Raw genomic sequence first — 22,749 nt, forward strand, 5'->3', positions numbered from 1 at the left:
GGCGCAATGGCAGCGCAATCGACCCCGAAATCCTCGACCACCGACCCTGAACTTGGCGCTCTGCTCACTCGCCGGTTCGGTGGCAGGGGCGCTGTCGCGGCCGCGGCGACGGTGTCACCTGAAGGAACCCGAGTGGCTGTGCTCGGGGTGCCGACCGATGCGGATCTCGAGATCGGTTCGATCTCGAAGGGAATCACCGGATTGCTCTACGCCGACGCGCGTGTGCGCGGCGAGGTGAGTGGAGACACGACGCTCGGCGAAATTCTGCCGCTCGGTGACAGCCCGGCCGGTTCTGTTTCTCTCGACGCACTCAGCACACACTCGTCCGGTCTTCCTCGGCTTGCACCGGACACGCAGGTCCTTCGGCGCTCGGTGGACCTCTGGCGAAAGGGAATCAATCCCTACGGCGAGAGCCTCGACGAGTTGCTTGCTCAGGCCAGGAAGGCGACTCTGGCGGCACCGCGTCCCCGGTATTCGAACCTGGGTTTCGAACTGCTCGGTCATGCCGTCGCCACGGCCGCCGGCCTCGATTACCAGCAGCTTCTCGCGGAGCGTCTCGTCGAGCCTTGTGGTCTTTCCTCGGTCTATGCGCCGTCCCGACCCAGCGAACTTCGACAGACGGCGGTCTTCGGCCGCAGTCGACGCGGCCGCATCATGCGGCCGTGGACCGGTGAGGCGATCGCGCCGGCTGGCGGCATCCGGTCATCGATCGGTGACCTTGCCGGACTCGTGCGGGCGTTGCTCGATGGGGAAGCACTCGGCATGGATGCCCTCGATCCGGTCAAGGAATTCTCGGGCGGAACACGGATCGGCGCTGCCTGGCTTACCCTCGACCTCAGGGGCACGCAGATCACCTGGCACAACGGTGGCACCGGCGGTTTCCGCAGCTGCCTCGCGCTCGACCGACGCACGGGAACCGGCGTCGTCATGGTCTCAGGCAACTCCCGCCCTGTTGACGGGCACGCCTTCCGGCTGCTTCAGGGGCTCACCGGGAGTAAGAAGCGGGGGAGCGGCACGCGCTAGGTGGTCTCGCGCGGAACGATCCGGCACGGCAGCGATTCGATTCCTGAGCCGGCCTGACCGTTGATTGCGTCGAACAACCGATGGGCTGCAAGCGCTCCCAGCGCCTCGAGGTTCATGTCTACGCTCGTCAGGTGTGGTCGTGCTCCTGTGGTGAAGACCTCCCAGTTGTCGTAGCCCATCACTGAGATGCGGGAGGGAACATCCCATCCCGCTTCGCGGAGGGTGTCGAGTGCTCCGCGCGCGATCTGGTCATTTCCGCACAGGATTCCGTCGAGGTCAGGATGCTGGTCGATCAGTCGTGCGGTGGCGTTGCGTCCCCACTGCTCGGTCCAGGAGCCGAACCGGGAACCACCGACGAGCGACTCACCGTGACTCGCGAGAGTCCTCTCGATTCCGGTGACCCGGTCCTGCGCGGCCGCATAGTCGGCCTCACCGGTGATGTGCGCGATCCTCCGCCGTCCGCGAGCGAGCAGGAACTCCGCGGAGTCCGCCCCGCCCTGCACATTGTCAGGAACAAGCGAGAGGTCCGCCTCGTCGGACGACGGGCCGTAGGCATAGACGACGGGCACGGGCAGATTACGCCCGAGCGACGGGCGGGGGTCGGTGCGGGACCCGACGACGATCAAGCCGTCGACACGGCGGCCCAGGAGGGCATCGAGGTGATACTGCTCACGGATGGCGTCACCGCGGGCGTCGCAGAGGAATACCGACATCTTGCCTTTACCGAAGGCATCCTCCGCGCCCATCAGGATCGGGAGAGAGAAACGGCCGTCGAGGTCGCCGGTGATCAGGCCGACCGTGCCGGTCTGCCCGGCGAGAAGGCCCCGGGCCAGCGCGTTCGGCGTGAATGAGATCTTCTCCGCGGCGGCGAGCACACGAGCGCGGGTGTCCGGGTGCACCTGGTCGCGACCGTTGAGTGCTTTCGATGCAGTGGCGACGGACACCCCCGCCAGGCGGGCAACGTCGCGCAGAGTTGCGCGCACTGCGGGTCTTTCGGCGATCGGCACACTGCCCCCGGTAGTCGTGTCCGGACACCGCCGCGGGGAACGCTGCAGATGCCTGGTGGTCTGGCTCGATGATGAGTCGGTTTCGGTTGACTCGACACTACACGCCTTGCGTCCTGAATCGCGGGATGCTAGATTCGCCGAAAACCTTTTCGGTACTTTTCGTAAAGGTTCCAGTTGCACCTCGATCAACGACGATTACAGAGAAGGAAATCACATGGCAGTGGAATTCCCGCGCACCGGCCGGCGTCGCACCCTCCCGTTCACCGGAGTGGCGATAGCGGCGGCCGCAGCGCTTGCGCTCACCGGTTGCACACCCTCGTCTTCGGGCGGAGCAGCAGGCGACAGCGACACCATCACCGTCTGGCACTATTTCAGCGACGAGAACCAGGTCAAGGTGATGACCGATTATAAAGACCTCTTCGAGTCCGACAACGACGGCGTCACCGTCGACAACGTATTCGTCCCCTACGACCAACTCAACTCGAAACTCATCTCCGCCGTCGGCTCGAAAACTGGACCTGACGTGGTCGTTTTCAATGGAGCGGATGCCTCGACCCTGGCTCTCGGGGGTGCGCTTGCACCGATCACCGAGCAGTGGGACGGGTTCGGCGACAAGGGTGAATTCCCGGAATCGGTGGTGCATTCACTCGACGGCGACGTCTATGCGGCGCAGGGTTACGTCAACCTGCTCGGCCTCTGGTACAACCAGGACATCCTCGACGAGGTCGGGGTCGAGCCGCCAACCACCATGGACGAACTCAACACGGCGCTCGATGCAGTGACGGCGGCAGGAAAGGGTGGCATCACACTGTCCGGGCTCCCGCAGTCGCAGGGCGAATGGCAGGCCTATCCATGGCTGTCGAGTTTCGGATTCACGTATGACGACCCTCAGGCCGCCCCGCTCGTGGAAGCGTTCTCGACCATCCAGTCATGGACCGAATCCGGGGCACTCACCCGTGAGGCCGTGACCTGGGATCAGACGGTTCCGTTCCAGACCTGGGCAGCGGGAGACGTCGCCTTCGCCGAGAACGGCAACTGGCAGTCGGGCACGGCCCGAAGCGACGCGTCGTTCGAGTATGGAGTCGTCCCGCTACCGGTGGGCGACGACGGACAGGTCTACCTCGGTGGTGAAGGACAGGGCATCGGTGCGTTCAGTAAGAACCCCGAACTCGCCTGGAAGTATCTCGAGGAGACCTACTTCAGTGAAGAAGGCCAGGCGATCGCCCTCGAGAACGTCGGAAGCATCCCGAGTCGTGGTGACGCTGCGAGCGCACCCGAGATCACTGACGACCCGATCCTCGCCGCCTTCGCCGAGTCCCTCGCCGCCAACGGTGCCAACTACCCGGCGCCTGCCGTTCCTGCAGAGTCAGTCGCCGACCAGCAGCTCGTCGTCGGCCAGGTGTGGAGTGCCGTGATCGGTGGCCAGATGACACCTGAGGAGGCGGCGGCCAAGCTGATCGCCGACCTCGAGCCCTTGCTCGCCCCGTAGGTCCGACGTCACCGAGAGGAGGAAGACCCCATGTCAGCAGATCTGACGGCCGAGCGGCCGACCAGGCGAGAGGCCCCGTCTGCCGGGCAGCGTGCCCGGTCTGCCCGCAGGCGAAACAGCGCCAGGCGCGGAAAGCTCGCGTTCGCCCTGCCGGCCGGGGTCTTCCTTCTCATCTTCTCGTTCTTCCCCCTCGCCCAGCTGGGCCGGATGAGCGTCAGCGATGTCTCCGCGCGCACGCTCAATTCACCGTGGGAGTTCATCGGGCTCGACAATTTCACGGGGAGCGCCACCCAGGGCTCTCTCGTCCCCGCGCTCGGCAACACCGTGGTCTTCGTGCTCATCGTGACGGTGATCGGGCTGATCGGCGGACTCGCCGCCGCCATCCTGCTGAGTACGAGTACCTGGCTGTCGGCTTTCGTGCTCGGCCTCATGGTCTTCATCTGGGCTCTTCCGCCGGTCGTCAACGGCAGTGTCTGGAAGTTCCTGCTCGGAGACGCCGGCCTGATCAACTCGTTGATCATGGGGGCAGGCCTTTCGGCGGATGCCGTTCCGTTCCTCTACGACGAACGGTTCGCGCTCCTCTCGGTCGCGATCGTCAACTCCTGGGCGGTGATTCCGTTCAACGCCCTCGTCTTCCGGGCGGCGATCCTCGGCATCCCCGGTGAAACCTTCGAGGCCGCGCGTATCGATGGGGCGAGCCGTTGGCAGGAGATCTGGCACATGATCATTCCGGCGGTCAAACCGACGACACTCGTGCTCGCGGTGCTCACCATCGTGTACGCCTTCCGATCATTCGACTTCATTTTCGTCATGACCTACGGAGGACCGGGTGTGGCGACGAACACGCTTCCGTTCCTCAGCTATCTGCAGGCATTCGTGCGGTTCGACTTCGGGATGGGAGCGGCGACCGCCGTCATCTCCGTTCTCCTTGTTCTCGTCCTCGCAGTGATCTACGCCCGCAGCGTTCGTTCCGAGGAGGCCAACTCATGAGTATCGTTCTTCCGGCAACGGATGCTGCTTCGGCAACGCCGACCCCGCCCCAGGCCAGACGGCGACGAAAGCGTTTCGAGCCCGTGGCCGGCCCACTGCGCGTCGTGCTCCTCCTCGTCTATGCGGTCCCGATCCTTTTCATCGTCCTGACCTCGCTGAAAGACCCCGCAGACGTCATCTCCTCCCAGTCGTCATTCCTGTTCACCCCCACGCTCGACGCCTACACGTCTGTGCTGTCGAACTCCGGTCTCTTCGTCGCGATGCAGCAGTCGCTCGTGATCGCCGCGGGGACCACATCGCTGACGCTCCTCGTCGCCATCCCGGCCGGGTACGGTCTCGCCCGGGTGGACTCCCGCATCACCACCATCGGACTCGGCCTGCTCATCGTTCTGCAGATGGTTCCGCAGACCGCCAACGTCATCCCGCTGTACCAGATCTTCGGGGCATGGGGACTGCTCGATCAGAACATCGGTGTGATCATCGCCGACACAGCTCTGCTCATCCCGTTCGCGACGCTCCTGCTCCGGCCGTTCTTCCGTGCGGTGCCCGAGGCTCTGGAAGAGGCGGCGTCCATCGACGGCGCCAGCGTGATGCGAACGTTCTGGTCGATCATGCTCCCGATCGCGCGCAACGGCGTTGCCACGACAGGAACCCTCGTGTTCCTTCTCTCGTGGGGCGAGTTCCTGTACGCCGTCAACTTCTTCCTCTCGCCGGGGAACTACCCGCTGAGCGCACTTCTCGCCCAGCAGGTGTCGGCATTCGGAATCAACTGGCCCGGCCTGATGGCGCTCGGAGTGATCACATCCATTCCCATCCTCATTCTCTTCACCTTCACCTACCGGCTCCTGCGCGAGGGACTCACCCTCGGCGCTGTGAAATAGACCGACATCGTCCTCGATCCTCCCGAACTGGAGACCTCATGCCAACGCGTACTGACACCACGACCACGACCACAATCGCTTCGCTTCCCGTCGATCCGTCTCACGGTGCGCTCCGTCCGCTCGCCCTGTCGCAGGTGACGATCGATGGCGGGTTCTGGGCAGACAAACAGAGCCTGAACGCGTCAGCCATCATCGCCCACTGTGAGGCGTGGATGGAGAAGGTCGGCTGGATCGGAAACTTCGATGCCGCCGTCGAAGGGCGTCTCCCCGCCGATCGTGCCGGGCGGGAGTTCTCCGATTCCGACGTGTACAAGCTCATGGAGGCGATGGCGTGGGAGATCGGGCGCACGCACGACGACACACTCGACGCACGGTTCCGGGCTCTGGTTGCCCGGATCGCCCCAGTGCAGGAGGCCGACGGTTACCTCAACACGAGATTCGGGCGTGACGGTCAGCAGCCGCGGTACTCCGATCTTCAGTGGGGGCATGAGCTCTATTGCTACGGCCACCTGCTGCAGGCAGCGGTCGCCAGGGGCCGCACGACCGGCGACGATGAGTTCGTGCAGCTCGCACGGCGCGCCGCTGACCACGTCTGTGACGTCTTCGGCGTGGGCGGAATCGAGTCCGTGTGCGGTCACCCGGAGGTCGAGATGGCGCTCATCGAATTCGGTCGGTACACCGGCGAGAGCCGCTACATCGATCAGGCCCGGCTCTTCATCGACCGCCGAGGCCACGGAGTTCTCGGAGACATCGAACTCGGCAGCAGCTACTACCAGGACGACGTGCCGGTCCGGGACGCTGAGGTGCTGCGGGGCCACGCCGTTCGCGCCGTCTACCTTGCCGCGGGTGCTGTGGATCTGGGCATCGAGGACGAGGAGGACGGACTCGTCGACGCCGTGGCGGCACAGCTCGCCCGGACGGTTGCGCGACGGACGTACCTCACCGGTGGGATGGGTGCCCACCACGAGGGCGAATCGTTCGGAGCGGACTTCGAACTCCCGAGCGACCGCGCCTATTCGGAGACCTGTGCCGGTATCGGCTCGATCATGCTCAACTACCGTTTGCTGCTGGCGACCGGCGACTCGACGTACGCCGACCTCATCGAACGCACGCTCTTCAACGTGCTGGCGACATCACCAGCCGCAGATGGACAGGCGTTCTATTACACGAACACCCTGCACCAGCGCGAACCGGGGTCGATCCCAGCAGCAGACGTCGCCAGCCCCCGGGCCTCGTCGAGTCTGCGCGCCCCGTGGTTCGATGTGTCGTGCTGCCCGACGAACGTCGCACGCACACTGGCGTCACTCGGGTCCTATTTCGCCACATCGACGGCAGTAGGGCTCCAGTTGCATCAGTACGCCGCTGGAACGGTATCCGCCGATCTCGCGAGTGGCCGGGTCGCGGTCCGGACCGAGACGAACTACCCGGACGAGGGTGTTGTGCGTGTGGTTGTGACGGAAACCCTGACGGATGAATGGACGCTCTCTCTTCGGGTCCCGCACTGGGCGGGCGAAGCAGCGACGATCACCGTCGATGGAGAGACCCACTCCGCTGCTGTCGGGATGGTACACATCCGCCGCCCGTTCGCCGTCGGCGACGAAATCGTGCTCAGCCTGCCGGTTGAAGCCCGCTGGACCGAGCCTGATCCACGGATCGATGCCCTCAGAGGGCAGCGAGCCGTCGAGCGAGGTCCCGTCGTGATGTGCCTCGAATCGACGGATGCCGGACACGTCTCCACCGTCGATGAGGTACGGGTCACGGGCGACCTGCGCGATGACGACGGTGTTGTCACGGTCGGAACGCGTCGGCTGACTGTTTCTGACGATGCCTGGCCTTACGGTGTCGACAGCGCGACCCTCGACGCGGACACCGCGCGGGTTCGTCTGCTGCCGTACCACTCGTGGGCCAACCGGGGCCCCTCGACGATGAGGGTGTGGCTGCCGCTCGAGTCGGCGGATTCCGTCTCCACCGGCCGATGAGAGCGACGGTGCCGGCATGCCTTCAGTGTGCCGGGACCGGTCTCAGCCCCAGATGGTGTCGTAGATCGGACCGCTCGTGTCTGCGATGTCGCCTTGCGTACCCGCCCACCAGGTCGAGACCCACAGTCCGTCTCGGAAGAAGTGCTCCTCTGCGAGAGTCCAGCCCTCCATCGGGCCCTCCGACTGGCGGCAGACGATGCCGTCGTTCTCCGGAGCGCAGACGTGCTCGTTCTCCTCGAGGAGTGTGATCACCCGGGCCTGTTCGGGTGCAGTGACGGTGTTCACCGCGTTCGCAACTCCGCCTTCGGTGGGGAGCCCCCAGTGGCATTCGAACCCGGGGAGCGTCTCGCGGATCTCCTCGATCGCCCGATACCGGGAGATATCTGTCCCAGACACGCTGGGGTCGTTGAGCGGCTCGCCCTCTTGTGCGTCGAGAAAGGCCTGCGGGTAGATCGCGAAGCAGTCCGTCGGCTGGCTGGCACCTGACGGAGTTGGAACCGGTGTGGCCGTCGGTGTCGGCGTGGGAATCGCGGCGGACGTGGGTCGCGTCGTGGCGGTCGGTGTCGGCGCCGCGTCGTTCTCCGTAGCGGTGTTCGCCACATACAGTGCGGTGATCGCGCCCCCGGCGAGGAGAAGAACGACGACGATGACCACCGTCGGGATCAGCCATGTCCGTCGTTGAGCCGGCCTGATCGCGTCGCCGTCGTCCCCGTGCAGTGATGCCACGTGTTTCCCCCTCGTGTTCTGTTCCCAGTATGCCGAACCGTCGGAAAGTGCATCGCGAGAGGGAGTTCCGTTTGCATAACGCTGTTGACTGGGTACCCCGTCGAGTCGGCGATCAACTCGATGCCCTGCGCGCCGCTCCTGAACCCCCGCAATTCACCACCGCCTCACGATTCCCCTGGCGGCGTCGGCCGGTGCTCGATGGGCTGTCCGGCTGATCTCGAGAGGATACTCGGCGGAAAGCAGTGCGTCGTCGTCGGCGGAGTCACCACGTTTGTCCGGCTTCGACAGTGCCCGTCACAGCGCGGAGGAGCTGCTGTCGCGTGCGATCCCGAGCTCGGAAGAGCCGGGAACAGTCGGAATCCGGTCGAGCAGCGCGAGGAGCCAGCCGGCCGGGACGAGCACGACACCGATCGGCAGCATCAGACCGGTGAGTGTGGTGACGACGAGAAGAAAGTCTGTCTCGACGCTGGGTGGCTGCCCAGAACTCTGGTACAGCTGCACGAACGGTGATTCCAGGATGAGGCCCCCGACGAGCAACGCACAGCCGACGGCGACGGCCGCTCCTGCGGAGACCCGCCGGGTCGCGGATGAAGTGCCGTCTGCGTCGTTTGCGCGCTGGCCGGTAGCCTTCCCGATGCTCGCGATCCGGCCGGCCACCAACGACGCGACCAGGAACGCAGCGCCCAGGGGAACGAGGACGCCAAACGCGATCTGCAGCGTCCAGACGGCGTCGTTCGAGGCGAGTTCCTGCCCACCGAGAGCAAACGCGGCCGTGAGGAATACCGTCGACCCGAGCATGCCGATTGCTGCGAGGATCACGCCGAGCCAGAAACCCCTGCGGGGCGTCAACCACACGTCTGTCATGGCTCGACGCTAGTGGAGATCGACGCAACGGGGTACCAGCAGTTGCGCCGGACGTCGATGAGCGGCCTCTGCTCGATGCTGCCAGGGTGCCGACTGCTCCGCTCAGCGGGAACGGTCGTCGTCCGATGCCTCGAGGGAGGCGTCGAGCGCCCGGATCAGGGACTGGGCGTCGTACGGTCCCTGATGCCGTTTCGAGCCGATGAAGAATGTCGGTGTCGTGCCGAGATCCATGATCTCGGCGTCGAGCGCGTCATCGTCGACGCGGTTCGCCGACCGGACCGACCGAAGGTCGTGTGAAAACCGGTCGACGTCGAGACCCGCCTCGACCGCGTAGGAGAGGAGGTCGTCGGTCTCCAGCCGATCCTGGCGAGCGAACAGCAGCGGAACAAAAGTAAAGAACGCCCCCTGCGCGGCCGCAGCTTCACTCGCCCGCGCGGCTTCGGTCGCATGGGGATGCACCCGGGTCAGCGGCAGATGCCGCCAGACGTAGCGCAGTCGCGGCCCGTAGTGAGCCCGCACCTCGTCGATCGAGCCGGTCGCGCGGCTACAGAATGGGCATTCGAAGTCGCCGTACTCGACCAGCGTCAGCGGAGCATCCGCTGGCCCCTTGATGTGGTCCCGGTCGGGGTCGATCGGCCTGATGAGGGTGCGACCGATCGTCGAGGCGGGTTGCACGCGGTCGATGATCCGGAACGCCAGCGTGCCGAGAACGAATGCGATCAGGGACGCAGCGAGAACGCCGACGCGCGCTTCACTCTGCTTGAGCGGGTCGGAGATCGCGATGTCGACGATGAAGAGGGAGATGGTGAACCCGATGCCAGAGAGGGCCGCGCCGCCGAGAACACGGGCGACGGTGAGGCCGGGGGCGAGCTGGCCAAGGCCGAACCGTCTGACAAGGGCGGTCGCACCGGTGATTCCGACGATCTTGCCGACGACGAGTCCGGCGATGATTCCCCAGGTCAGGCTGGAGCCGAGCGCAGCCCCGATCGTCTCCTGGTCGAGGCGGACCCCGGCGTTTGCCAGCGCGAAAAGGGGCAGGATGAGAAACGACACGTACGGCGCATACACGATCTGCAGACGTTCGTTGGCAGAGATGGAGTCGTTGAGACTGCGGGATGCCGCTGCCGCATATTCCGAACTGGGGGACTGGCGGAACGCGCGGGCGAGTTCCGCGGCACGCTCGACCTCGCGGCGGCGGGGCGGAAACACCGGGATCACGAGCGCGATGGCCACGCCAGCGAGCGTCGGGTGGACCCCGGACGAGTACAGGGTCAGCCAGACCAGCAGGCTGAGGACTGTGTATGCAGGGCCTCGACCCACCGGAAGAAAGCGGACGAGAACGACCAGGCCGAGCAGGACCACGGAGATCACGAGCGGCACAAGGTCGACCTGTTCCGTGTAGAACACGGCGATGGCGCCCAGCGCACCGACGTCATCGACGACCGCGAGCGTCAGGAGGAAGACACGGAGCCTCGCGGGGAACGTCGGACCGACGATGGCCAGCGCTCCGAGAAGGAATGCCGTGTCGGAGGAGATCACGACCCCCCACGCCCGGGCATCTTCACCGCTGGGGTTGAGGAGGAGGAAGATCCCCGCTGGGACCACCAGGCCCGCGAGTGCGGCGATGATCGGTACGACGGCACGGGTGCGGTCGGTCAGCTCGCCGATGGCGAACTCCCGTTTGACCTCGAGGCCGACGGCGAAGAAGAAGAACGCCATCAGAGCATCGTTGACGACGCTGTGGAACGTCATCTGAATGACGACGTCGCCCGCGCGGATGTCGAAGCTCGATTCCCAGAACTCGTCGTAGCCGGTGCTGAGCGGGGAGTTCGCCCAGACCAGGGCGATCACGGTGAACAGCAGCAGCAGGGCGGCCGAGATCTTCTCGAGGGAGTGGCCTGTGAGCCCAGCTCCGGGAATCGTGATCCACCGGGGAAAGCGATGGTCGGCTCTCGCCGCTGGGGTGGAGCGTCGTGTCGAGGCGTCGATGGGGGTCTCCGGCGGGTCGCAGGGAAGCAATGAGAAGAGACTAGCCCTGTGTGGCCCGTTGTCAGGCGACCGGTGTCGGCGGCGGCATCACCGCCGCGGTCAGTTCTCCGACAGCGCCGGAGCGAGCCTGACCAGTCGCGCCGTGCTCGTTTCGTCGAGTTCGGCGACCGTTTCGCGTGATTTCACGAAGTCAGAGAACGAACGGAATCCGAGCGCTTTCTCACTGAACGACGGGTCCATGCGTTTCATCTGCGTCTTCACGTTCGAACTGTGGAGCCAGTCGGCGTCGTCCTTCTCGTGCCCGAGCCGCAGGGCCCGTTCGAGCAGGCCGGTCGCCACATCCTGCGGGTCCGGCTCGACCTCGAGCTCCTCTTCTGGGACAGGATCGGGAGACTTGGCTCTCCGCGAGGCCCGACGTTTCGGCGGGGCGGTCGCGGAGTCGGGGTCGGAGAACAGCGGCGCGGTCGGTGACGCGGGTTCCTTCGCGGCGTCCGGTGTCGCGGTGTCAGGAGCGGCATCCGTTGTCTGATCGGTCTTGCGGGTCCGAGATGGTCGGGATGCCGCCGGTTCGCGCTTGTCCTTCACTTCGACGATCGGCGCGGGAGCGATCGGCTTCACACCGGGCAGAGCGTCGTAGGTGGCGAACTCGTCGCATGCAGCGGCGAGCGACCGGCTGGTCGACCCCGCTACGCCGATGCCGACGACGTACCGGCCGAGTCGTTTGCAGCGCTGAGCAAGCGCGATGTAGTCCGAGTCGCCGGCCACGATGATCACATGGGTCAGATCGGGTAGCCGGAACATGTCTTCCACCGTGTCGACGGCGAGACGGATGTCTGCGCCATTCTTCGCGTACGCGGCGGCAGGGAAGAGCTGCACCAGGTCGACGGCACGGCTGACGAGCTGGCCACGGTAGTCGGCGTTCACCGGCGCCGACCAGTCAGCGTATGCGCGGGTGAGGACGAGTGTGCCGAACGAGGACGCGAAATCGATGATCGCGCCCACATCGACGGTCGCCCGCCCGAGCTTCTCCGCGATCTCGGGATCGGCTTCACGGTCGGCCGCGCTGAATCCACGGCCGCGGTCACGCATGAACTGGCTGCGACCGTGGACCTGGTCATACCGCGAGATCACGATGTTATCGAAGTCGATATAGACCGCGACGCGAGAGTCGACGGGTTCTGGCATGCTCGCTCTTCTCAATGGGGGTGGGGCGTTCGGGCCGGTCTGGTCAGCTCCGCGGCTTGCGGGCCGGTCGCTCGGAGCGGTCGTCGCGCTTCGCCGGGCCGCCGCGGTCTGGCCGCATCTCGATGAGCTTGCCGCCGATCCGCGTCGCCGCGAGGCTGTTGAGCACGTCGTCGGAAAGATTCGCCGGCAGCTCGACGAGCGAGAAGTCGGGACGGATGTCGATGTGACCGAAGTCATTACGGCTCAGGCCGCCCTCATTGGCGATAGCGCCGACGATCTGGCGCGGTTCGACCTTCTGACGCTTGCCGACGGCGATCCGGTAGGTCGCGAACGGCGAGTCGCCCGTGCGCGGGCGACGCTCCGGACGGTCGCCCCTGTCATCTCGCCCGCCGCGGTCGCTGCGTCCGCCGCGGTCATCGCGTGAACGCTCGCGGGATGCCGTCCGGTCGCGCTCGAATTCCTGCTCACGGCGCCGGGCCCGCTCGTCTTCTGCCGAGAGCAGGAGCGGCGACTCGCCCTGGGCGACGACAGCGAGGGCAGCGGCGACGTCGACCTCGGGCACGTCATGGTGTGACATGTAATGGCCGATGATCTCGCGGAAGCGGTTGATGCGGTCTTCCTGGCCGAGCGCCTCGGTGATCGCATCATCGAATCGGGTCAGTCGGGTGGCGTTGACGTCGTCGACGCTGGGGAGCTGCATCTGCGTCAGCGGCTGACGTGTCGCCTTCTCGATGGCGGTCAGCAGACGGCGTTCACGTGGGGTGACGAAGCTGATTGCCGTTCCGCTTCGCCCCGCACGACCGGTGCGGCCGATGCGGTGCACGTACGACTCGGTGTCGATCGGGATGTCGTAGTTGACGACGTGGCTGATCCGCTCGACGTCGAGGCCGCGAGCGGCGACGTCGGTCGCGACGAGGATGTCGAGCTTGCCTGACTTCAGCTGGTTCACGGTGCGCTCACGCTGGGCCTGCACGACGTCGCCGTTGATGGCTGCAGCGGAGTAGCCGCGTGCCCGCAGCTTCTCGGCGAGGGTCTCGGTCTCGTTCTTGGTGCGGGTGAAAACGATCATGCCCTCGAAGTTTTCGACCTCGAGAATGCGGGTGAGAGCATCCACCTTCTGCGGGTACGACACGACGAGGTAGCGCTGGGTCGTGTTGACCGAGGTGGTGGTCTTGTTCTTGACCGTGATCTCTTCGGGGTCGTGCAGGTACTTGGCCGAAATCCGACGGATCTGCGCAGGCATCGTCGCCGAGAATAGCGCGACCTGCTTGTCGTCAGGGGTGTCGGCGAGAATCGTCTCGACGTCCTCGGCGAAGCCCATTTTCAGCATCTCGTCTGCCTCATCGAGCACGAGGTACTTCAACTCGGAGAGATCAAGGGTGCCCTTGTCGAGGTGATCCATGATGCGGCCGGGCGTACCGACGACGACGTGGACGCCGCGGCGGAGCGCTGAAAGCTGCACACCGTAGCCCTGGCCACCGTAGACGGGAAGGACGTGGACACCCTTGAGGTGCGACGCGTACTTCTCGAACGCTTCACAGACCTGCAGTGCGAGCTCGCGGGTCGGAGCGAGCACGAGCGCCTGCGGGGTCTTCTGTGACAGGTCGAGGCGCGACAGGATCGGCAGCGCGAACGCGGCCGTCTTGCCGGTGCCGGTCTGGGCGAGGCCGACGACGTCGCGGCCGGCGAGGAGCGGCGGGATGGTCGCGGCCTGGATCGCAGACGGCGTCTCGTATCCAACGTCCCGCAGCGCTTTGAGCACCGCGTCATCGAGCCCGAGCTCGGAAAAAGTCTGGCCGGCGGTCTTCTCGTCGCTCGGCGCGGAGGTTTCAGGGGAAGTCATAGGACTAACGGTAGCCCAGTGCGGGTGCAGAAGCGTTGTGACGGATGCTTCGCGCACGCGCGTGGGCCGGCATCCGGTTCTCAGTTCGGGTTCGTCGCCTGACCGTCGAGCCACAATTCATCTGTGGCGTCACGGTGCGTCCCCGTCGTGCCGACGTGCGTGTCCGAGATCAGTGCGCCGTTCTTCAGCACGTGAACGAAGGCCATCGCGTGGCCGCGGCCGAGCCCATAGTCCGTCGCAAACCAGTCCACGACGTCCGCCGCCTTCACCGGCTGTTGCGCGATTTCCCGCTCCTGCGCGACAGCCATCAGTTCGCGGGGCGTGAGCCCGGTCTTCGTTTCGATGGTGTCCAGATAGGCCTGAAATGACATCCGTCTCGTCCCTCCGTGTGCTGTGCCGGCTCGTGTTCCCATCATGCCGTGGAACTCCCGGCGCGCACTCAGGAAACGGGGAACAGCAACCGGCCCGCCGCTGTTCTCTTCAGCGTGCCCATGCCCGACAATGGACAGGGTTCAACACTGAGGAGGCCACACATGACCGGTACCACCGAAACCGCGATTCTCGCCGGCGGATGTTTCTGGGGAGCGCAGGAGCTCCTGCGCAAGCGCCCGGGAGTGATCTCGACCCGCGTCGGCTACTCGGGAGGGGAAACCCCTAACGCGACGTACCGCAACCACGGCAACCATGCCGAGGCCGTCGAGATCGTCTTTGACCCGGAGCAGATCTCGTTCCGCGACCTGCTTGAGTTCTTTTTCCAGATCCACGACCCGTCGACCAGGGACCGTCAGGGCAACGACGTCGGCGCGAGCTACCGCTCAGCGATCTTCTACCTCAGCGAGGAGCAGAAGCGTGTCGCGCTCGATACCATCGCCGACGTCGACGCCTCTGGCCTCTGGCCCGGCACGGTCGTCACCGAGGTGACTGCTGCTGGTCCGTTCTGGGAGGCAGAGGAAGAGCACCAGGATTATCTGGTGAAGTACCCCCACGGCTACACCTGCCACTTCGTGCGACCGGGCTGGAAGCTCCCGCGCCGGGAGGCCGAGATCGCCGGCTGATTCATCGAAAACGCCCCTCGAGCAGCTGCTTGAGGGGCGTTTTCGTCGGTTTCGGCTCACCTGCCGCCGGGTTCGGGAATGTTAGGAGCCGGTGAGAATCGTGAACAGAAACCAGCCCCCGGCGCCGAGGGCGACGACGACGCTCGTCCAGAGGATGAGGCCGGGAACGCCCGCTCGTGCGGGCCAGGTCGGAACGTGGTTGCTCATGCTCACACCCTAGGGTGCTGGGCGGCGAGAGCGCCACCGCCACCGCGCTTGAGCGCGAGTTCAGTATGTGACGGTCGACTCGGCGAGGATGCCGTCGATCTGGCCCAGGGCGAGCGTCATACCTTCGATCATGCCCATCTCGGACATCCGCTCGAGTTGTTCGACGCTCGTGAACGTTGTGACGGATGTCATCCGCGTGAGCCCGCCATCTTCCTCGAAGGTCACGACGCAACGGGTTGTGTCGTCCAGGTCGAGTGGCTCGCCGTCTTCTCCAGCGAAACCGTCGTCGAACTCCAGCCGTTTCGAGACATCGATGGCGAGAACCTTCCACCAACCGTGGGCCTTCTGGCCCTCCGGTCCTGTCATGTAATAGCGGGCGTCGCCCCCTGGCCTGAGTTCAAGTCGATCGAACGTGGCCGGCCAGGTCGGTGGACCCCACCAGCGTTCGAGCTGCCGCGGGTCTTCCCAGACCTGCCAGACGCGGTCGACGTTCGTGTCGAACTCCGCGGTGAAGATGAGTGTGAGGTTTTCGACGTCATTGTGCGAGCTGACTACAGTCATTGTTCTTCTCCGTTCTGCGGATCGGCCAGAAGCTCGCCGATCCTGATGGCACGGTCGTGCCAGATCTTTTCAAATGCGCCGAGCAGATGTGCTGCCCGACGGAGAGACTCGACGTTGCCGTATACGATCTGCTCTCGTCCTCGTCGTTCTTTGGTGATGAGCATCGCGCGCTCGAGCACAGCGACGTGCTTCTGCACGGCAGCGAAGCTCATGGCGTAGTGCTGCGCGAGAGCTGAAACCGATTGCTCACGCGTCAACGTCCGGCTGACGATGTCGCGGCGAGTCGCATCTGCCAGGGCCTGGAAGATGCGGTCCACCTCGGTGTCGCTCAATTTATGTACAACCATTTGGTTGTACGTTAGCACGAGTCGACTGAGAGCACCAGAGGTGACCGGCCACTGCTAGGGTGACCGCCGAGGAAAGGGTCTCTGGATCCGTGCGCATGGAGGAGGGCTCAGTGGACGGTGGCACCGGTGATGCGTGGTCTGCTGTCGCCTCCGAGTGGGCGGAGCTCTGGGGCTCGTTCGCAGAACCAGCCAGACAGCGATTCATCGACGCCGCAGGCATCCAGCCCGGATCTCGCGTGCTCGATGTGGGCTGCGGCAGTGGGGAGTTTCTGGTCATGCTCGACCGGGTCGGCGCCATCACCTCAGGAATCGACCCTGCTCCTGGAATGATCGATCTCGCCAGGTCGCGGGTACCGAGAGCAGACATCCGGTTGGGGGGCGCCGAGTCGTTGCCATGGCCCGAGCGGTCATTCGACGTCGTCGCGGCCGTCAACGCTCTGCACTTCGCCGACGACACCGATGCGGCTCTGTCCGAGCTCACCCGGGTTGCTGTGCCGGGTGGTCGCATCGTGATTGCGAACTGGGCTGAGGGAGAGCTCAACGACCTCAACGTCATCGAGTCGGCGGTGGCAGCATCGTACGACGAGGAGCTCCTACCCGACGGCGAACTTCGGCTCCCAGGGGGACTGGAGCGCCTCATCGCCGATGCCGGGCTCGATCTGCTCGAGTGCGGACTGATCGACGTGCCGTGGGCCGTACCAGGCGACGATCGGCTCGTGCGCGGTGTGCTGATGGGCGAGGATGCCGTCGGACGTGCCGCGGGTGCCGCGACGGTGATCGAGGCTGCGCGCTCTTTCCGCACCGGTGACGGGGGGTACCGGCTGGCCAACGCATTCCGATATGTGATCGCTCGCACCCCACTGGTGTCGGTCGCTCGCGCGTAGCATGGAGTCACTCGCTGAAGGCAGATGAGGTGAGAGCCGATGAGCGGTGGGGCGTCCCCGGGAATCTGGGGCCACGGCAGTGCATACGAACGCTACGTCGGTCGATGGAGTCGACGCGTTGCGCCGGTATTTCTCTCCTGGCTGGACATTCCGCCCGGTCGCCGGTGGCTCGATGTCGGCTGCGGAACCGGTGCGCTCACTGCAGCCGTCGCCGATGCCTGTGAGCCCCGGTCGCTCGACGGAGTCGAGCCGTCTGAGGGCTTTCTCTCCGCAGCCCGGGCCAGCCTGGGCGGGCGCGCCAGGCTGCGCTCCGGATCGGCCGAAGCGATCCCGCTGACCGACCGGTCGGTCGATGCCGTTGTCTCGGGTCTGGTGTTGAATTTCGTTCCGGATGCCGCCTCGGCTCTCGCCGAGATGACGAGGGTCTGCCGGCATGGTGGCCACATCGCCGCATACGTGTGGGATTACGGCGATCGGATGGAACTGATGCGGTACTTCTGGGCAGCGGCCATCGAGCAGGATCCTTCGGCGGAGAGTCTGGATGAGGCCTCCCGCTTCGAGATGTGCAACCCGCGAGCGTTGCGAGTGTTGTTCGCCTCGGCAGGACTCGTCGATGTGGATGTCGCGGCAATCGACATTGCCACCGAGTTCGCGGACTTCGACGACTACTGGGAGCCATTCCTCGGAGGTCAGGGCGTCGCCCCTGGTTACGTGATGTCACTTGATGGCGCCAGCCGAGACGCTCTGCGGGATCGGCTCAGAGCACGATTGCCCATGCAGGCGGACGGTTCGATCTCACTCGTCGCCCGGGTGTGGGCGGTGAGGGGAACGATGGAGTGACCTCGCGCGCCGAGTGCGCAGATCCCCGAACAAGCCACAGGGCGTCGCGAGGGCTGTTCTCCACCACCCGAGGCTCGACATGGATCACAATGAAGCATGCCCGTCGTCCTCCGAATGGTTCGCAATCTCGCAGCACCGATCAGCCGCACGCGCACGTTCCGGCGGTTCGGTCCGATGCTGTTACCCCCGCTCGAACGGATCCTGAAGAGACTCTCGGGCGGGCGAGTCCAGGTGAGCGGACTACTCGTCCCCTCCCTCGTCCTCTCTTCGATCGGAGCGAAAAGCGGTGAGGTGCGCGAGACCGTCCTGATGTACACGCCCGACGGTCGTGGACGCGCCATCGTCGCCGGAACGAGTTTCGCCCGCGAACGGCATCCGTCATGGACGTACAACCTGATGGCGAACCCCGATGCCGTGATCACGGTGCGGACGCGGCGGTTCGCTGTCCGGGCATCCGAGATTTCCGATGGCGAGAGGGAATCCGTCTGGGCGCGCATCGAACGACAGTGGCCCGGATACCGCTCCTACGAGCGTTCCTCCGGTCGCACGGTCAGGCTGTTTCTCCTGCAACCCGTCGCCGTGCTCGAGGAGCACTGACCGGGGTCCAGTGCGTCAGTCCGCGAACTCGGGCGGCCAGACCACCCGGAATCGTTCAAACACGATCTCGTCGTCTTCGCTCCAGGCGACGCCGCGGGCAGCACAGGTGCTGGTCCAGTATTTCGCGTGTTCCCGCCGCCAACTGGCGAGCGTCCTGTCGTCCTCACCTTCGTCGAAGGCGAACGCGTCGTCGACCGAGTCGAACGTGCCGAGTCGGAGCTCGATGCTCCGCATGATGATGCGGGGAACCCCGGTGCTGTCGCACGCGATCCAGTGCGAACCGACCCGGGGCAGTGGATCTTCGTCAACCGCATACTGGGCGGCGAGCTCGGCGGTGGCCCGTTTGACGCCGTGGGTCACCTCATGAAGGAGCGCGTCTGCGAGCCGCGCCGAGTTCCCGAAGTGCTCGACAGTGTATTCGGGGCAGGTGCGGACGATGTCGGGATGGGCGGCGGAGTAGTCGCCCCAGAAGGCGGCCCCGGCAGAGAGGTCGGGTGTGGACAGGGGAATCTCGACATCGGCCATGTGTTCAGTGTTTCAGACCCGCTCCCTGTCAGGAGCGACCGGTCACCCTGTCGGCGGTCTGTTCTAAGCTCGCGTCATGAATCGCAGCGATGGCGTCTCAGTGAGGATCGCGCCCTGGAGTGCCGACGACCTGCCCGTGATCGAGCGCAGCAATACACCTGAGATGACCGTGTTCATCGGCGGGCCGGAAAGCCCGGAGAAGGTCATCGAACGTCACGCGAAGTTTCTCAGGCTCTGGGAATCAGGCGAAGCCCGCATGTTCACGATCCGTGTCGATGGGTTGGGCGAGGCGGTCGGCTCGGTCGGGTATTGGACGACCACCTGGCACGACACTCCCGTGTACGAGTCCGGTTGGAGTGTTGCTACCGCGTATCAGGGGCACGGTTACGGGGCCGGCGGGCTGTCGGCCTGTCTCGCGTATGCAGCGGAACAGGGAGACCGTGACACTGTCGTCGCGTTTCCGCGTGTCGACAACGCGGCATCGAACGCGCTCTGCCGTACGGTCGGATTCGAACTCAGCGGAGCAGAGGATTTCGAGTATCCACCGGGCACCCCCATCCGAGTGAACGCCTGGCGGTTCGACCTGCGCCGCCTCCGCGACAGCCGGGCAGGGCGATCGGATCACGCGTCACCACTGCGAGAATGACAGTGTGCCCCTGACAACGATCGGCCCTGACGGCGAAGCGATCACCCTGCGTCGCGCCGTCGCCGCGGATGTTCACGGTATCGTCGCGCTTCTGGCCGCGGATCGGTTGCGCGCCGCGGTCGAGTCGACGGCTGAGATCGACCGCGCCGGGTACGAGCGGGCGTTCCACGCGATCGACAATGACCCTGCGCACCTTCTCGTCGTCGGAACGGATGCCGGCGGGGCGGTCGTCGCCACGATGCAGCTGACATTTCTCCCCGGTCTGGCCCGGGCAGGGGCGACCCGTCTGCAGATCGAGGCCGTCCGTGTCCATTCCGACCTTCGCGGTCGGGGGATCGGCGGCGCGATGATCGAGTGGGCTGTCGATGAGGGCAGACGACGCGGTGTGACGCTCGTGCAGCTGACCTCGGACCGGTCGCGGACCGAAGCGCACCGATTCTATGAACGGTTGGGCTTCGAGCAGTCGCACACCGGGTTCAAGCTCGCCCTCTGACATCCGTCGTCCTGCCGTGGGGGAGGCTTGACGACGGCGCACCTGCGGAGCACTATAGGCGCGTCAACACCGCGCTGCAGCTCCTGAATCCTGTGGCCAGAGAGCAGGAAGCGACGAACGCCTGGATGGCCTTCCCGCACCCCCGATCATCCGGTCACGTCAGAAATCCACCGGAAAGAATCCCATGAAAACCTCACGAACAGCGTTGTTCGGTGCCGCCATCGCGGCACTTCTCCTGCCGGCACTCGTTGTGCCGAGCGCCGCTTCGGCGACACCGAGGCACCATTCATCGACCGTCTCCGTTCTCGCTTCGGGGCTGGAAGGCACATCAGGGAGCACCATCGGTCCTGACGGTGCGCTCTACGTTCCCGAAGGTGTCACCGGCGAGATCACGCGAGTCGACCTGAGAACCGGCCGGACATCGACATTTGCCAGCGGTCTGCCTGAGCGGGTCGGCGATCTGGGCGGCCTGATGGACGTCGCTTTCGTCGGACGTACGGCATACGCCCTCGTCACTCTCGTCGACGAGTACTCGTTCGGCGGTACGGGCATCAGCGGGATCTACCGGATCACCGGTCGCACCACGTCAGAGCTCGTCGCCGACATCGGGCAATGGTCGGTCGACCATCCGCCAGAGACCGCTTTCTTCGTTCCGAGCGGACTTCAGTTCGCCTTCCAGCCGATCAGGGGAGGGTTCCTCGTCACCGACGGACACCACAACCGGGTGCTATCGGTCACGCGCACCGGTGCGATCTCGGAGCTCAGGACGTTCGACAACATCGTGCCGACCGGACTCGCCGTCTCGGGTCGCACCGTGTACATGGCTGAGGCGGGTCCGACACCCCATGCCCCCGCCGACGGCAGAGTGGTGTCCTTCCCACTGACGTCACCATCGTCAGCCGTCCGTGTCGTGGCATCCGGCTACAGCCTCCTCGTCGACGTGGAGCTCAACCGATGCGGCAAGCTCTTCGCGCTGTCTCAGGGTGATTCGGCAGGGGATGTGCCCGAGGGCGCGCCCGGTCTGCCGGACAGCGGTGAACTGCTGACCGTGAACCGCAACGGCACCTTCTCGGTGGTCGCCGGAGCACTTGACTGGCCGACTTCGGTCGAACTCGTGAAGAACAACGCCTACGTCGTGACGCTGAATGGTGACGTGCTGAAAATCACGAACGTGTCAGGGAAGGGGGACTGCCGCGGACACGGTCACCACTGATTGCTCACGGAGCGGACCCACGAGCCTCGCGGCGAGGGGGTCCGCTCTGCGCTGCGATCAGGTCGATCGTTCCACCGGGGCATCCCTCCTCAGGCGCTCAGGGCGCCTCGAGCGGTAGCCCCGTGCGGCGCCCCCCGAGTATCTTGAACGCCATGGCAAACGACGCAGTTCTCCTTGCAGTCCCCGGCCCCAACGGTGAGCGCGAGGTGCGCATCTCGAGCCCGGGCAGAGTTCTCTGGTCTGAACCCGGCATCACGAAACTCGACCTTGCCCGGTATCTCGTCGAGGTCGGCGACGCGTTCATCCGGGCCAATGGCGATCGCCCGGTCTCCCTGCAAAGGTTCCCCGGCGGTATCGACGGCGAACAGTTCTTCTCCAAGAACCCGCCGAAAGGGGCGCCAGACTTCGTCCGGTCGGTGCCGGTGGTGTACCCGAGTGCGCGATCCCACCCGCAACTCGTTCTCGACGAGCCCGCCGCAGCGGTGTGGGCGGCCCAGATGAACACGATCGTCTTCCACCCGTGGCCGTCGCGTGCCGAGAACTCCGACAACCCCGACCAGCTGCGCATCGACCTCGACCCGCAACCCGGCACCGACTTCGGTGATGCCGTTCCCGCCGCCTTCGAGCTGCGCTCGGTGCTCGAAGAGGCCGGCCTGACCGCCTTCGTCAAGACCAGCGGCAACCGCGGCATCCACGTCTTCGCGCCGATCGAACCGACACGCGAGTTCCTTGACGTGCGTCACGCCGTCATCGCGGCTGCGAGGGAACTGGAACGACGGATGCCGGAAAAGGTCACCACCAACTGGTGGAAGGAAGAACGCGGGTCACGGATCTTCGTGGACTACAACCAGGCGAACCGCGACCGCACGATTGCTGGCGCGTACAGCCCCCGGGCCCTGCCACACGCGCCGGTGTCGTGCCCGCTCGGCTGGGACGAGCTTGACGGCGCCGACCCGACAGCGTTCACGATCCTCACCCTGCCTGAACGCCTGCGCACGGTCGGCGATCCGTGGGAGCACATGCACGATAAGCCGGGTACGACGGATGTGCTCCTCGAATGGTGGGAGAAGGATCTGTCCAATGGTCTCGGGGAGCTGCCGTTCCCGCCTGATTTTCCCAAGATGCCGGGCGAGCCACCGCGGGTCCAGCCGAGCAAGAAGAACGCAGACAACTGGGACGGCGACGACAAGAAGACGACCTGACCCGCCCGGACTCCGCCGCGGCATCCTCAGAGACGTCCCACGTTCAGGCGTTGTCCCACGTTCAGGTGTTGTCCCCAAATTCAGGAGATCCTGGCGACACGCCGGACTGAGAGCGCGACCATACGGCGTGTCGGCGCAATTCTCCTGAATGTGGAGTTGTGCAACCGGGCGTGGAGGTGCGCAGGGCGCGGGAGAACGGTTGC

General features: G+C 65.4%; 24 protein-coding genes. 13 read left to right on the forward strand and 11 right to left on the reverse strand.

Going from position 1 to position 22,749, the window contains the following annotated elements; all coding sequences use genetic code 11:
- Positions 1–6 precede the first annotated feature (6 nt).
- Positions 7–1,023 carry a serine hydrolase domain-containing protein gene (locus tag IWX78_RS04020; RefSeq protein WP_196832184.1) on the forward strand — a complete coding sequence of 339 codons (1,017 nt, stop codon included), beginning with the start codon at positions 7–9 and terminating at the stop codon, positions 1,021–1,023.
- Here IWX78_RS04020 and IWX78_RS04025 read toward each other — a convergent pair.
- On the reverse strand, positions 1,020–2,006 hold the full coding sequence (locus IWX78_RS04025; RefSeq protein WP_334684552.1) for a LacI family DNA-binding transcriptional regulator: 987 nt from the start codon (positions 2,004–2,006) through the stop codon (positions 1,020–1,022). The two genes, IWX78_RS04020 and IWX78_RS04025, sit on opposite strands and share 4 nt — an antisense overlap.
- Before the next feature lie 238 nt (positions 2,007–2,244).
- Between IWX78_RS04025 and IWX78_RS04030 the strand changes: the two genes are divergently transcribed.
- From IWX78_RS04030 to IWX78_RS04045, 4 genes are read left to right on the forward strand one after another with little or no spacing between them, the layout of a single operon-like run.
- Positions 2,245–3,519, forward strand: coding sequence for a sugar ABC transporter substrate-binding protein (locus IWX78_RS04030; RefSeq protein WP_196832186.1), 1,275 nt, complete (start codon positions 2,245–2,247; stop codon positions 3,517–3,519).
- Positions 3,520–3,549: 30 nt separating this feature from the next.
- Positions 3,550–4,509 (forward strand): carbohydrate ABC transporter permease, encoded by a 960-nt coding sequence (locus IWX78_RS04035; RefSeq protein ID WP_196832187.1) that lies wholly within the window; start codon positions 3,550–3,552, stop codon positions 4,507–4,509.
- Positions 4,506–5,390, forward strand: coding sequence for a carbohydrate ABC transporter permease (locus tag IWX78_RS04040; protein WP_196832188.1), 885 nt, complete (start codon positions 4,506–4,508; stop codon positions 5,388–5,390). The genes IWX78_RS04035 and IWX78_RS04040 overlap by 4 nt, the downstream gene beginning before the upstream one ends.
- A gap of 38 nt (positions 5,391–5,428) precedes the next feature.
- On the forward strand, positions 5,429–7,369 hold the full coding sequence (locus IWX78_RS04045; protein ID WP_196832189.1) for a glycoside hydrolase family 127 protein: 1,941 nt from the start codon (positions 5,429–5,431) through the stop codon (positions 7,367–7,369).
- 42 nt (positions 7,370–7,411) lie between these two features.
- Here the strand turns inward: IWX78_RS04045 and IWX78_RS04050 are convergent, their stop codons facing one another.
- The 6 genes from IWX78_RS04050 to IWX78_RS04075 form a co-directional block, all read right to left on the reverse strand.
- Complete coding sequence (locus IWX78_RS04050) at positions 7,412–8,095, reverse strand: hypothetical protein (RefSeq protein ID WP_196832190.1); 684 nt, start codon at positions 8,093–8,095, stop codon at positions 7,412–7,414.
- Positions 8,096–8,389: 294 nt separating this feature from the next.
- Positions 8,390–8,959 carry a hypothetical protein gene (locus tag IWX78_RS04055; protein ID WP_196832191.1) on the reverse strand — a complete coding sequence of 190 codons (570 nt, stop codon included), beginning with the start codon at positions 8,957–8,959 and terminating at the stop codon, positions 8,390–8,392.
- Between the two features lie 102 nt (positions 8,960–9,061).
- On the reverse strand, positions 9,062–10,978 hold the full coding sequence (nhaA, locus tag IWX78_RS04060; RefSeq protein ID WP_334684553.1) for a Na+/H+ antiporter NhaA: 1,917 nt from the start codon (positions 10,976–10,978) through the stop codon (positions 9,062–9,064).
- A 69-nt stretch (positions 10,979–11,047) separates the two neighbouring features.
- On the reverse strand, positions 11,048–12,133 hold the full coding sequence (locus tag IWX78_RS04065) for an NYN domain-containing protein (RefSeq protein WP_196832192.1): 1,086 nt from the start codon (positions 12,131–12,133) through the stop codon (positions 11,048–11,050).
- 43 nt (positions 12,134–12,176) lie between these two features.
- Positions 12,177–13,976: a DEAD/DEAH box helicase gene (locus IWX78_RS04070; RefSeq protein ID WP_196832193.1), complete on the reverse strand. Its 1,800-nt coding sequence runs from the start codon at positions 13,974–13,976 to the stop codon at positions 12,177–12,179.
- Positions 13,977–14,056: 80 nt separating this feature from the next.
- On the reverse strand, positions 14,057–14,347 hold the full coding sequence (locus IWX78_RS04075) for a DUF4287 domain-containing protein (protein ID WP_196832194.1): 291 nt from the start codon (positions 14,345–14,347) through the stop codon (positions 14,057–14,059).
- Between the two features lie 162 nt (positions 14,348–14,509).
- Here IWX78_RS04075 and msrA point away from each other — a divergent pair, with 162 nt between their 5' ends.
- Positions 14,510–15,031 carry a peptide-methionine (S)-S-oxide reductase MsrA gene (msrA, locus tag IWX78_RS04080; protein ID WP_196832195.1) on the forward strand — a complete coding sequence of 174 codons (522 nt, stop codon included), beginning with the start codon at positions 14,510–14,512 and terminating at the stop codon, positions 15,029–15,031.
- 81 nt (positions 15,032–15,112) lie between these two features.
- Here the strand turns inward: msrA and IWX78_RS16335 are convergent, their stop codons facing one another.
- Genes IWX78_RS16335 through IWX78_RS04090 form a run of 3 tightly spaced genes read right to left on the reverse strand, consistent with a single transcriptional unit; the run spans position 15,113 to position 16,146 of the window.
- A complete protein-coding gene (locus IWX78_RS16335; protein WP_334684554.1) occupies positions 15,113–15,238 on the reverse strand; it encodes a hypothetical protein in 126 nt (41 codons plus the stop codon).
- Positions 15,239–15,298: 60 nt separating this feature from the next.
- Positions 15,299–15,799: an SRPBCC family protein gene (locus IWX78_RS04085; RefSeq protein ID WP_196832196.1), complete on the reverse strand. Its 501-nt coding sequence runs from the start codon at positions 15,797–15,799 to the stop codon at positions 15,299–15,301.
- Entirely contained in the window at positions 15,796–16,146 is a 351-nt protein-coding gene (locus tag IWX78_RS04090; protein WP_196832708.1) for an ArsR/SmtB family transcription factor, read from the reverse strand. Before IWX78_RS04090 ends, IWX78_RS04085 begins: the two co-directional genes overlap by 4 nt.
- Positions 16,147–16,256: 110 nt before the next feature.
- On the opposite strand from IWX78_RS04090, the gene IWX78_RS04095 reads away from it, so the two are divergent.
- The 3 genes from IWX78_RS04095 (at position 16,257) to IWX78_RS04105 (ending at position 18,467) form a co-directional block, all read left to right on the forward strand.
- Positions 16,257–17,030, forward strand: coding sequence for a class I SAM-dependent methyltransferase (locus tag IWX78_RS04095; RefSeq protein WP_196832197.1), 774 nt, complete (start codon positions 16,257–16,259; stop codon positions 17,028–17,030).
- Positions 17,031–17,069: 39 nt separating this feature from the next.
- The gene (locus tag IWX78_RS04100) at positions 17,070–17,870 is read left to right on the forward strand and encodes a class I SAM-dependent methyltransferase (protein WP_196832198.1); all 801 of its coding nucleotides are present in this window, start codon (positions 17,070–17,072) and stop codon (positions 17,868–17,870) included.
- A 96-nt stretch (positions 17,871–17,966) separates the two neighbouring features.
- The gene (locus IWX78_RS04105; protein ID WP_196832199.1) at positions 17,967–18,467 is read left to right on the forward strand and encodes a nitroreductase family deazaflavin-dependent oxidoreductase; all 501 of its coding nucleotides are present in this window, start codon (positions 17,967–17,969) and stop codon (positions 18,465–18,467) included.
- A 15-nt stretch (positions 18,468–18,482) separates the two neighbouring features.
- Here the strand turns inward: IWX78_RS04105 and IWX78_RS04110 are convergent, their stop codons facing one another.
- Entirely contained in the window at positions 18,483–18,992 is a 510-nt protein-coding gene (locus IWX78_RS04110; RefSeq protein ID WP_196832200.1) for an ASCH domain-containing protein, read from the reverse strand.
- Between the two features lie 76 nt (positions 18,993–19,068).
- Here IWX78_RS04110 and IWX78_RS04115 point away from each other — a divergent pair, with 76 nt between their 5' ends.
- The 4 genes from IWX78_RS04115 (at position 19,069) to ligD (ending at position 22,546) form a co-directional block, all read left to right on the forward strand.
- A complete protein-coding gene (locus tag IWX78_RS04115; protein WP_196832201.1) occupies positions 19,069–19,638 on the forward strand; it encodes a GNAT family N-acetyltransferase in 570 nt (189 codons plus the stop codon).
- Between the two features lie 4 nt (positions 19,639–19,642).
- On the forward strand, positions 19,643–20,131 hold the full coding sequence (locus tag IWX78_RS04120; protein WP_442929204.1) for a GNAT family N-acetyltransferase: 489 nt from the start codon (positions 19,643–19,645) through the stop codon (positions 20,129–20,131).
- Between the two features lie 184 nt (positions 20,132–20,315).
- Positions 20,316–21,344 carry a ScyD/ScyE family protein gene (locus IWX78_RS04125; RefSeq protein WP_196832202.1) on the forward strand — a complete coding sequence of 343 codons (1,029 nt, stop codon included), beginning with the start codon at positions 20,316–20,318 and terminating at the stop codon, positions 21,342–21,344.
- Positions 21,345–21,496: 152 nt separating this feature from the next.
- Positions 21,497–22,546, forward strand: coding sequence for a non-homologous end-joining DNA ligase (ligD, locus tag IWX78_RS04130; RefSeq protein WP_196832203.1), 1,050 nt, complete (start codon positions 21,497–21,499; stop codon positions 22,544–22,546).
- The last annotated feature ends 203 nt before the right edge of the window (positions 22,547–22,749 follow it).

The organism is Mycetocola sp. CAN_C7 (assembly GCF_015752285.1).
Taxonomy (GTDB): domain Bacteria; phylum Actinomycetota; class Actinomycetes; order Actinomycetales; family Microbacteriaceae; genus Mycetocola_A.

Bases quoted from the DNA above. Each gene is read 5' to 3' on its own strand.
- IWX78_RS04125 (WP_196832202.1), top strand. From the start codon at position 20,316: ATGAAAACCTCACGAACAGCGTTGTTCGGTGCCGCCATCGCGGCACTT.
- IWX78_RS04100 (WP_196832198.1), top strand. From the start codon at position 17,070: ATGAGCGGTGGGGCGTCCCCGGGAATCTGGGGCCACGGCAGTGCATAC.
- IWX78_RS04045 (WP_196832189.1), top strand. From the start codon at position 5,429: ATGCCAACGCGTACTGACACCACGACCACGACCACAATCGCTTCGCTT.
- IWX78_RS04065 (WP_196832192.1), bottom strand. From the start codon at position 12,133: ATGCCAGAACCCGTCGACTCTCGCGTCGCGGTCTATATCGACTTCGAT.
- IWX78_RS04115 (WP_196832201.1), top strand. From the start codon at position 19,069: ATGAATCGCAGCGATGGCGTCTCAGTGAGGATCGCGCCCTGGAGTGCC.
- IWX78_RS04075 (WP_196832194.1), bottom strand. From the start codon at position 14,347: ATGTCATTTCAGGCCTATCTGGACACCATCGAAACGAAGACCGGGCTC.
- ligD (WP_196832203.1), top strand. From the start codon at position 21,497: ATGGCAAACGACGCAGTTCTCCTTGCAGTCCCCGGCCCCAACGGTGAG.
- IWX78_RS04040 (WP_196832188.1), top strand. From the start codon at position 4,506: ATGAGTATCGTTCTTCCGGCAACGGATGCTGCTTCGGCAACGCCGACC.
- IWX78_RS04070 (WP_196832193.1), bottom strand. From the start codon at position 13,976: ATGACTTCCCCTGAAACCTCCGCGCCGAGCGACGAGAAGACCGCCGGC.
- IWX78_RS04110 (WP_196832200.1), bottom strand. From the start codon at position 18,992: ATGGCCGATGTCGAGATTCCCCTGTCCACACCCGACCTCTCTGCCGGG.
- IWX78_RS16335 (WP_334684554.1), bottom strand. From the start codon at position 15,238: ATGAGCAACCACGTTCCGACCTGGCCCGCACGAGCGGGCGTTCCCGGC.
- msrA (WP_196832195.1), top strand. From the start codon at position 14,510: ATGACCGGTACCACCGAAACCGCGATTCTCGCCGGCGGATGTTTCTGG.
- IWX78_RS04035 (WP_196832187.1), top strand. From the start codon at position 3,550: ATGTCAGCAGATCTGACGGCCGAGCGGCCGACCAGGCGAGAGGCCCCG.
- IWX78_RS04020 (WP_196832184.1), top strand. From the start codon at position 7: ATGGCAGCGCAATCGACCCCGAAATCCTCGACCACCGACCCTGAACTT.
- IWX78_RS04105 (WP_196832199.1), top strand. From the start codon at position 17,967: ATGCCCGTCGTCCTCCGAATGGTTCGCAATCTCGCAGCACCGATCAGC.
- IWX78_RS04055 (WP_196832191.1), bottom strand. From the start codon at position 8,959: ATGACAGACGTGTGGTTGACGCCCCGCAGGGGTTTCTGGCTCGGCGTG.
- IWX78_RS04085 (WP_196832196.1), bottom strand. From the start codon at position 15,799: ATGACTGTAGTCAGCTCGCACAATGACGTCGAAAACCTCACACTCATC.
- IWX78_RS04030 (WP_196832186.1), top strand. From the start codon at position 2,245: ATGGCAGTGGAATTCCCGCGCACCGGCCGGCGTCGCACCCTCCCGTTC.
- IWX78_RS04090 (WP_196832708.1), bottom strand. From the start codon at position 16,146: ATGGTTGTACATAAATTGAGCGACACCGAGGTGGACCGCATCTTCCAG.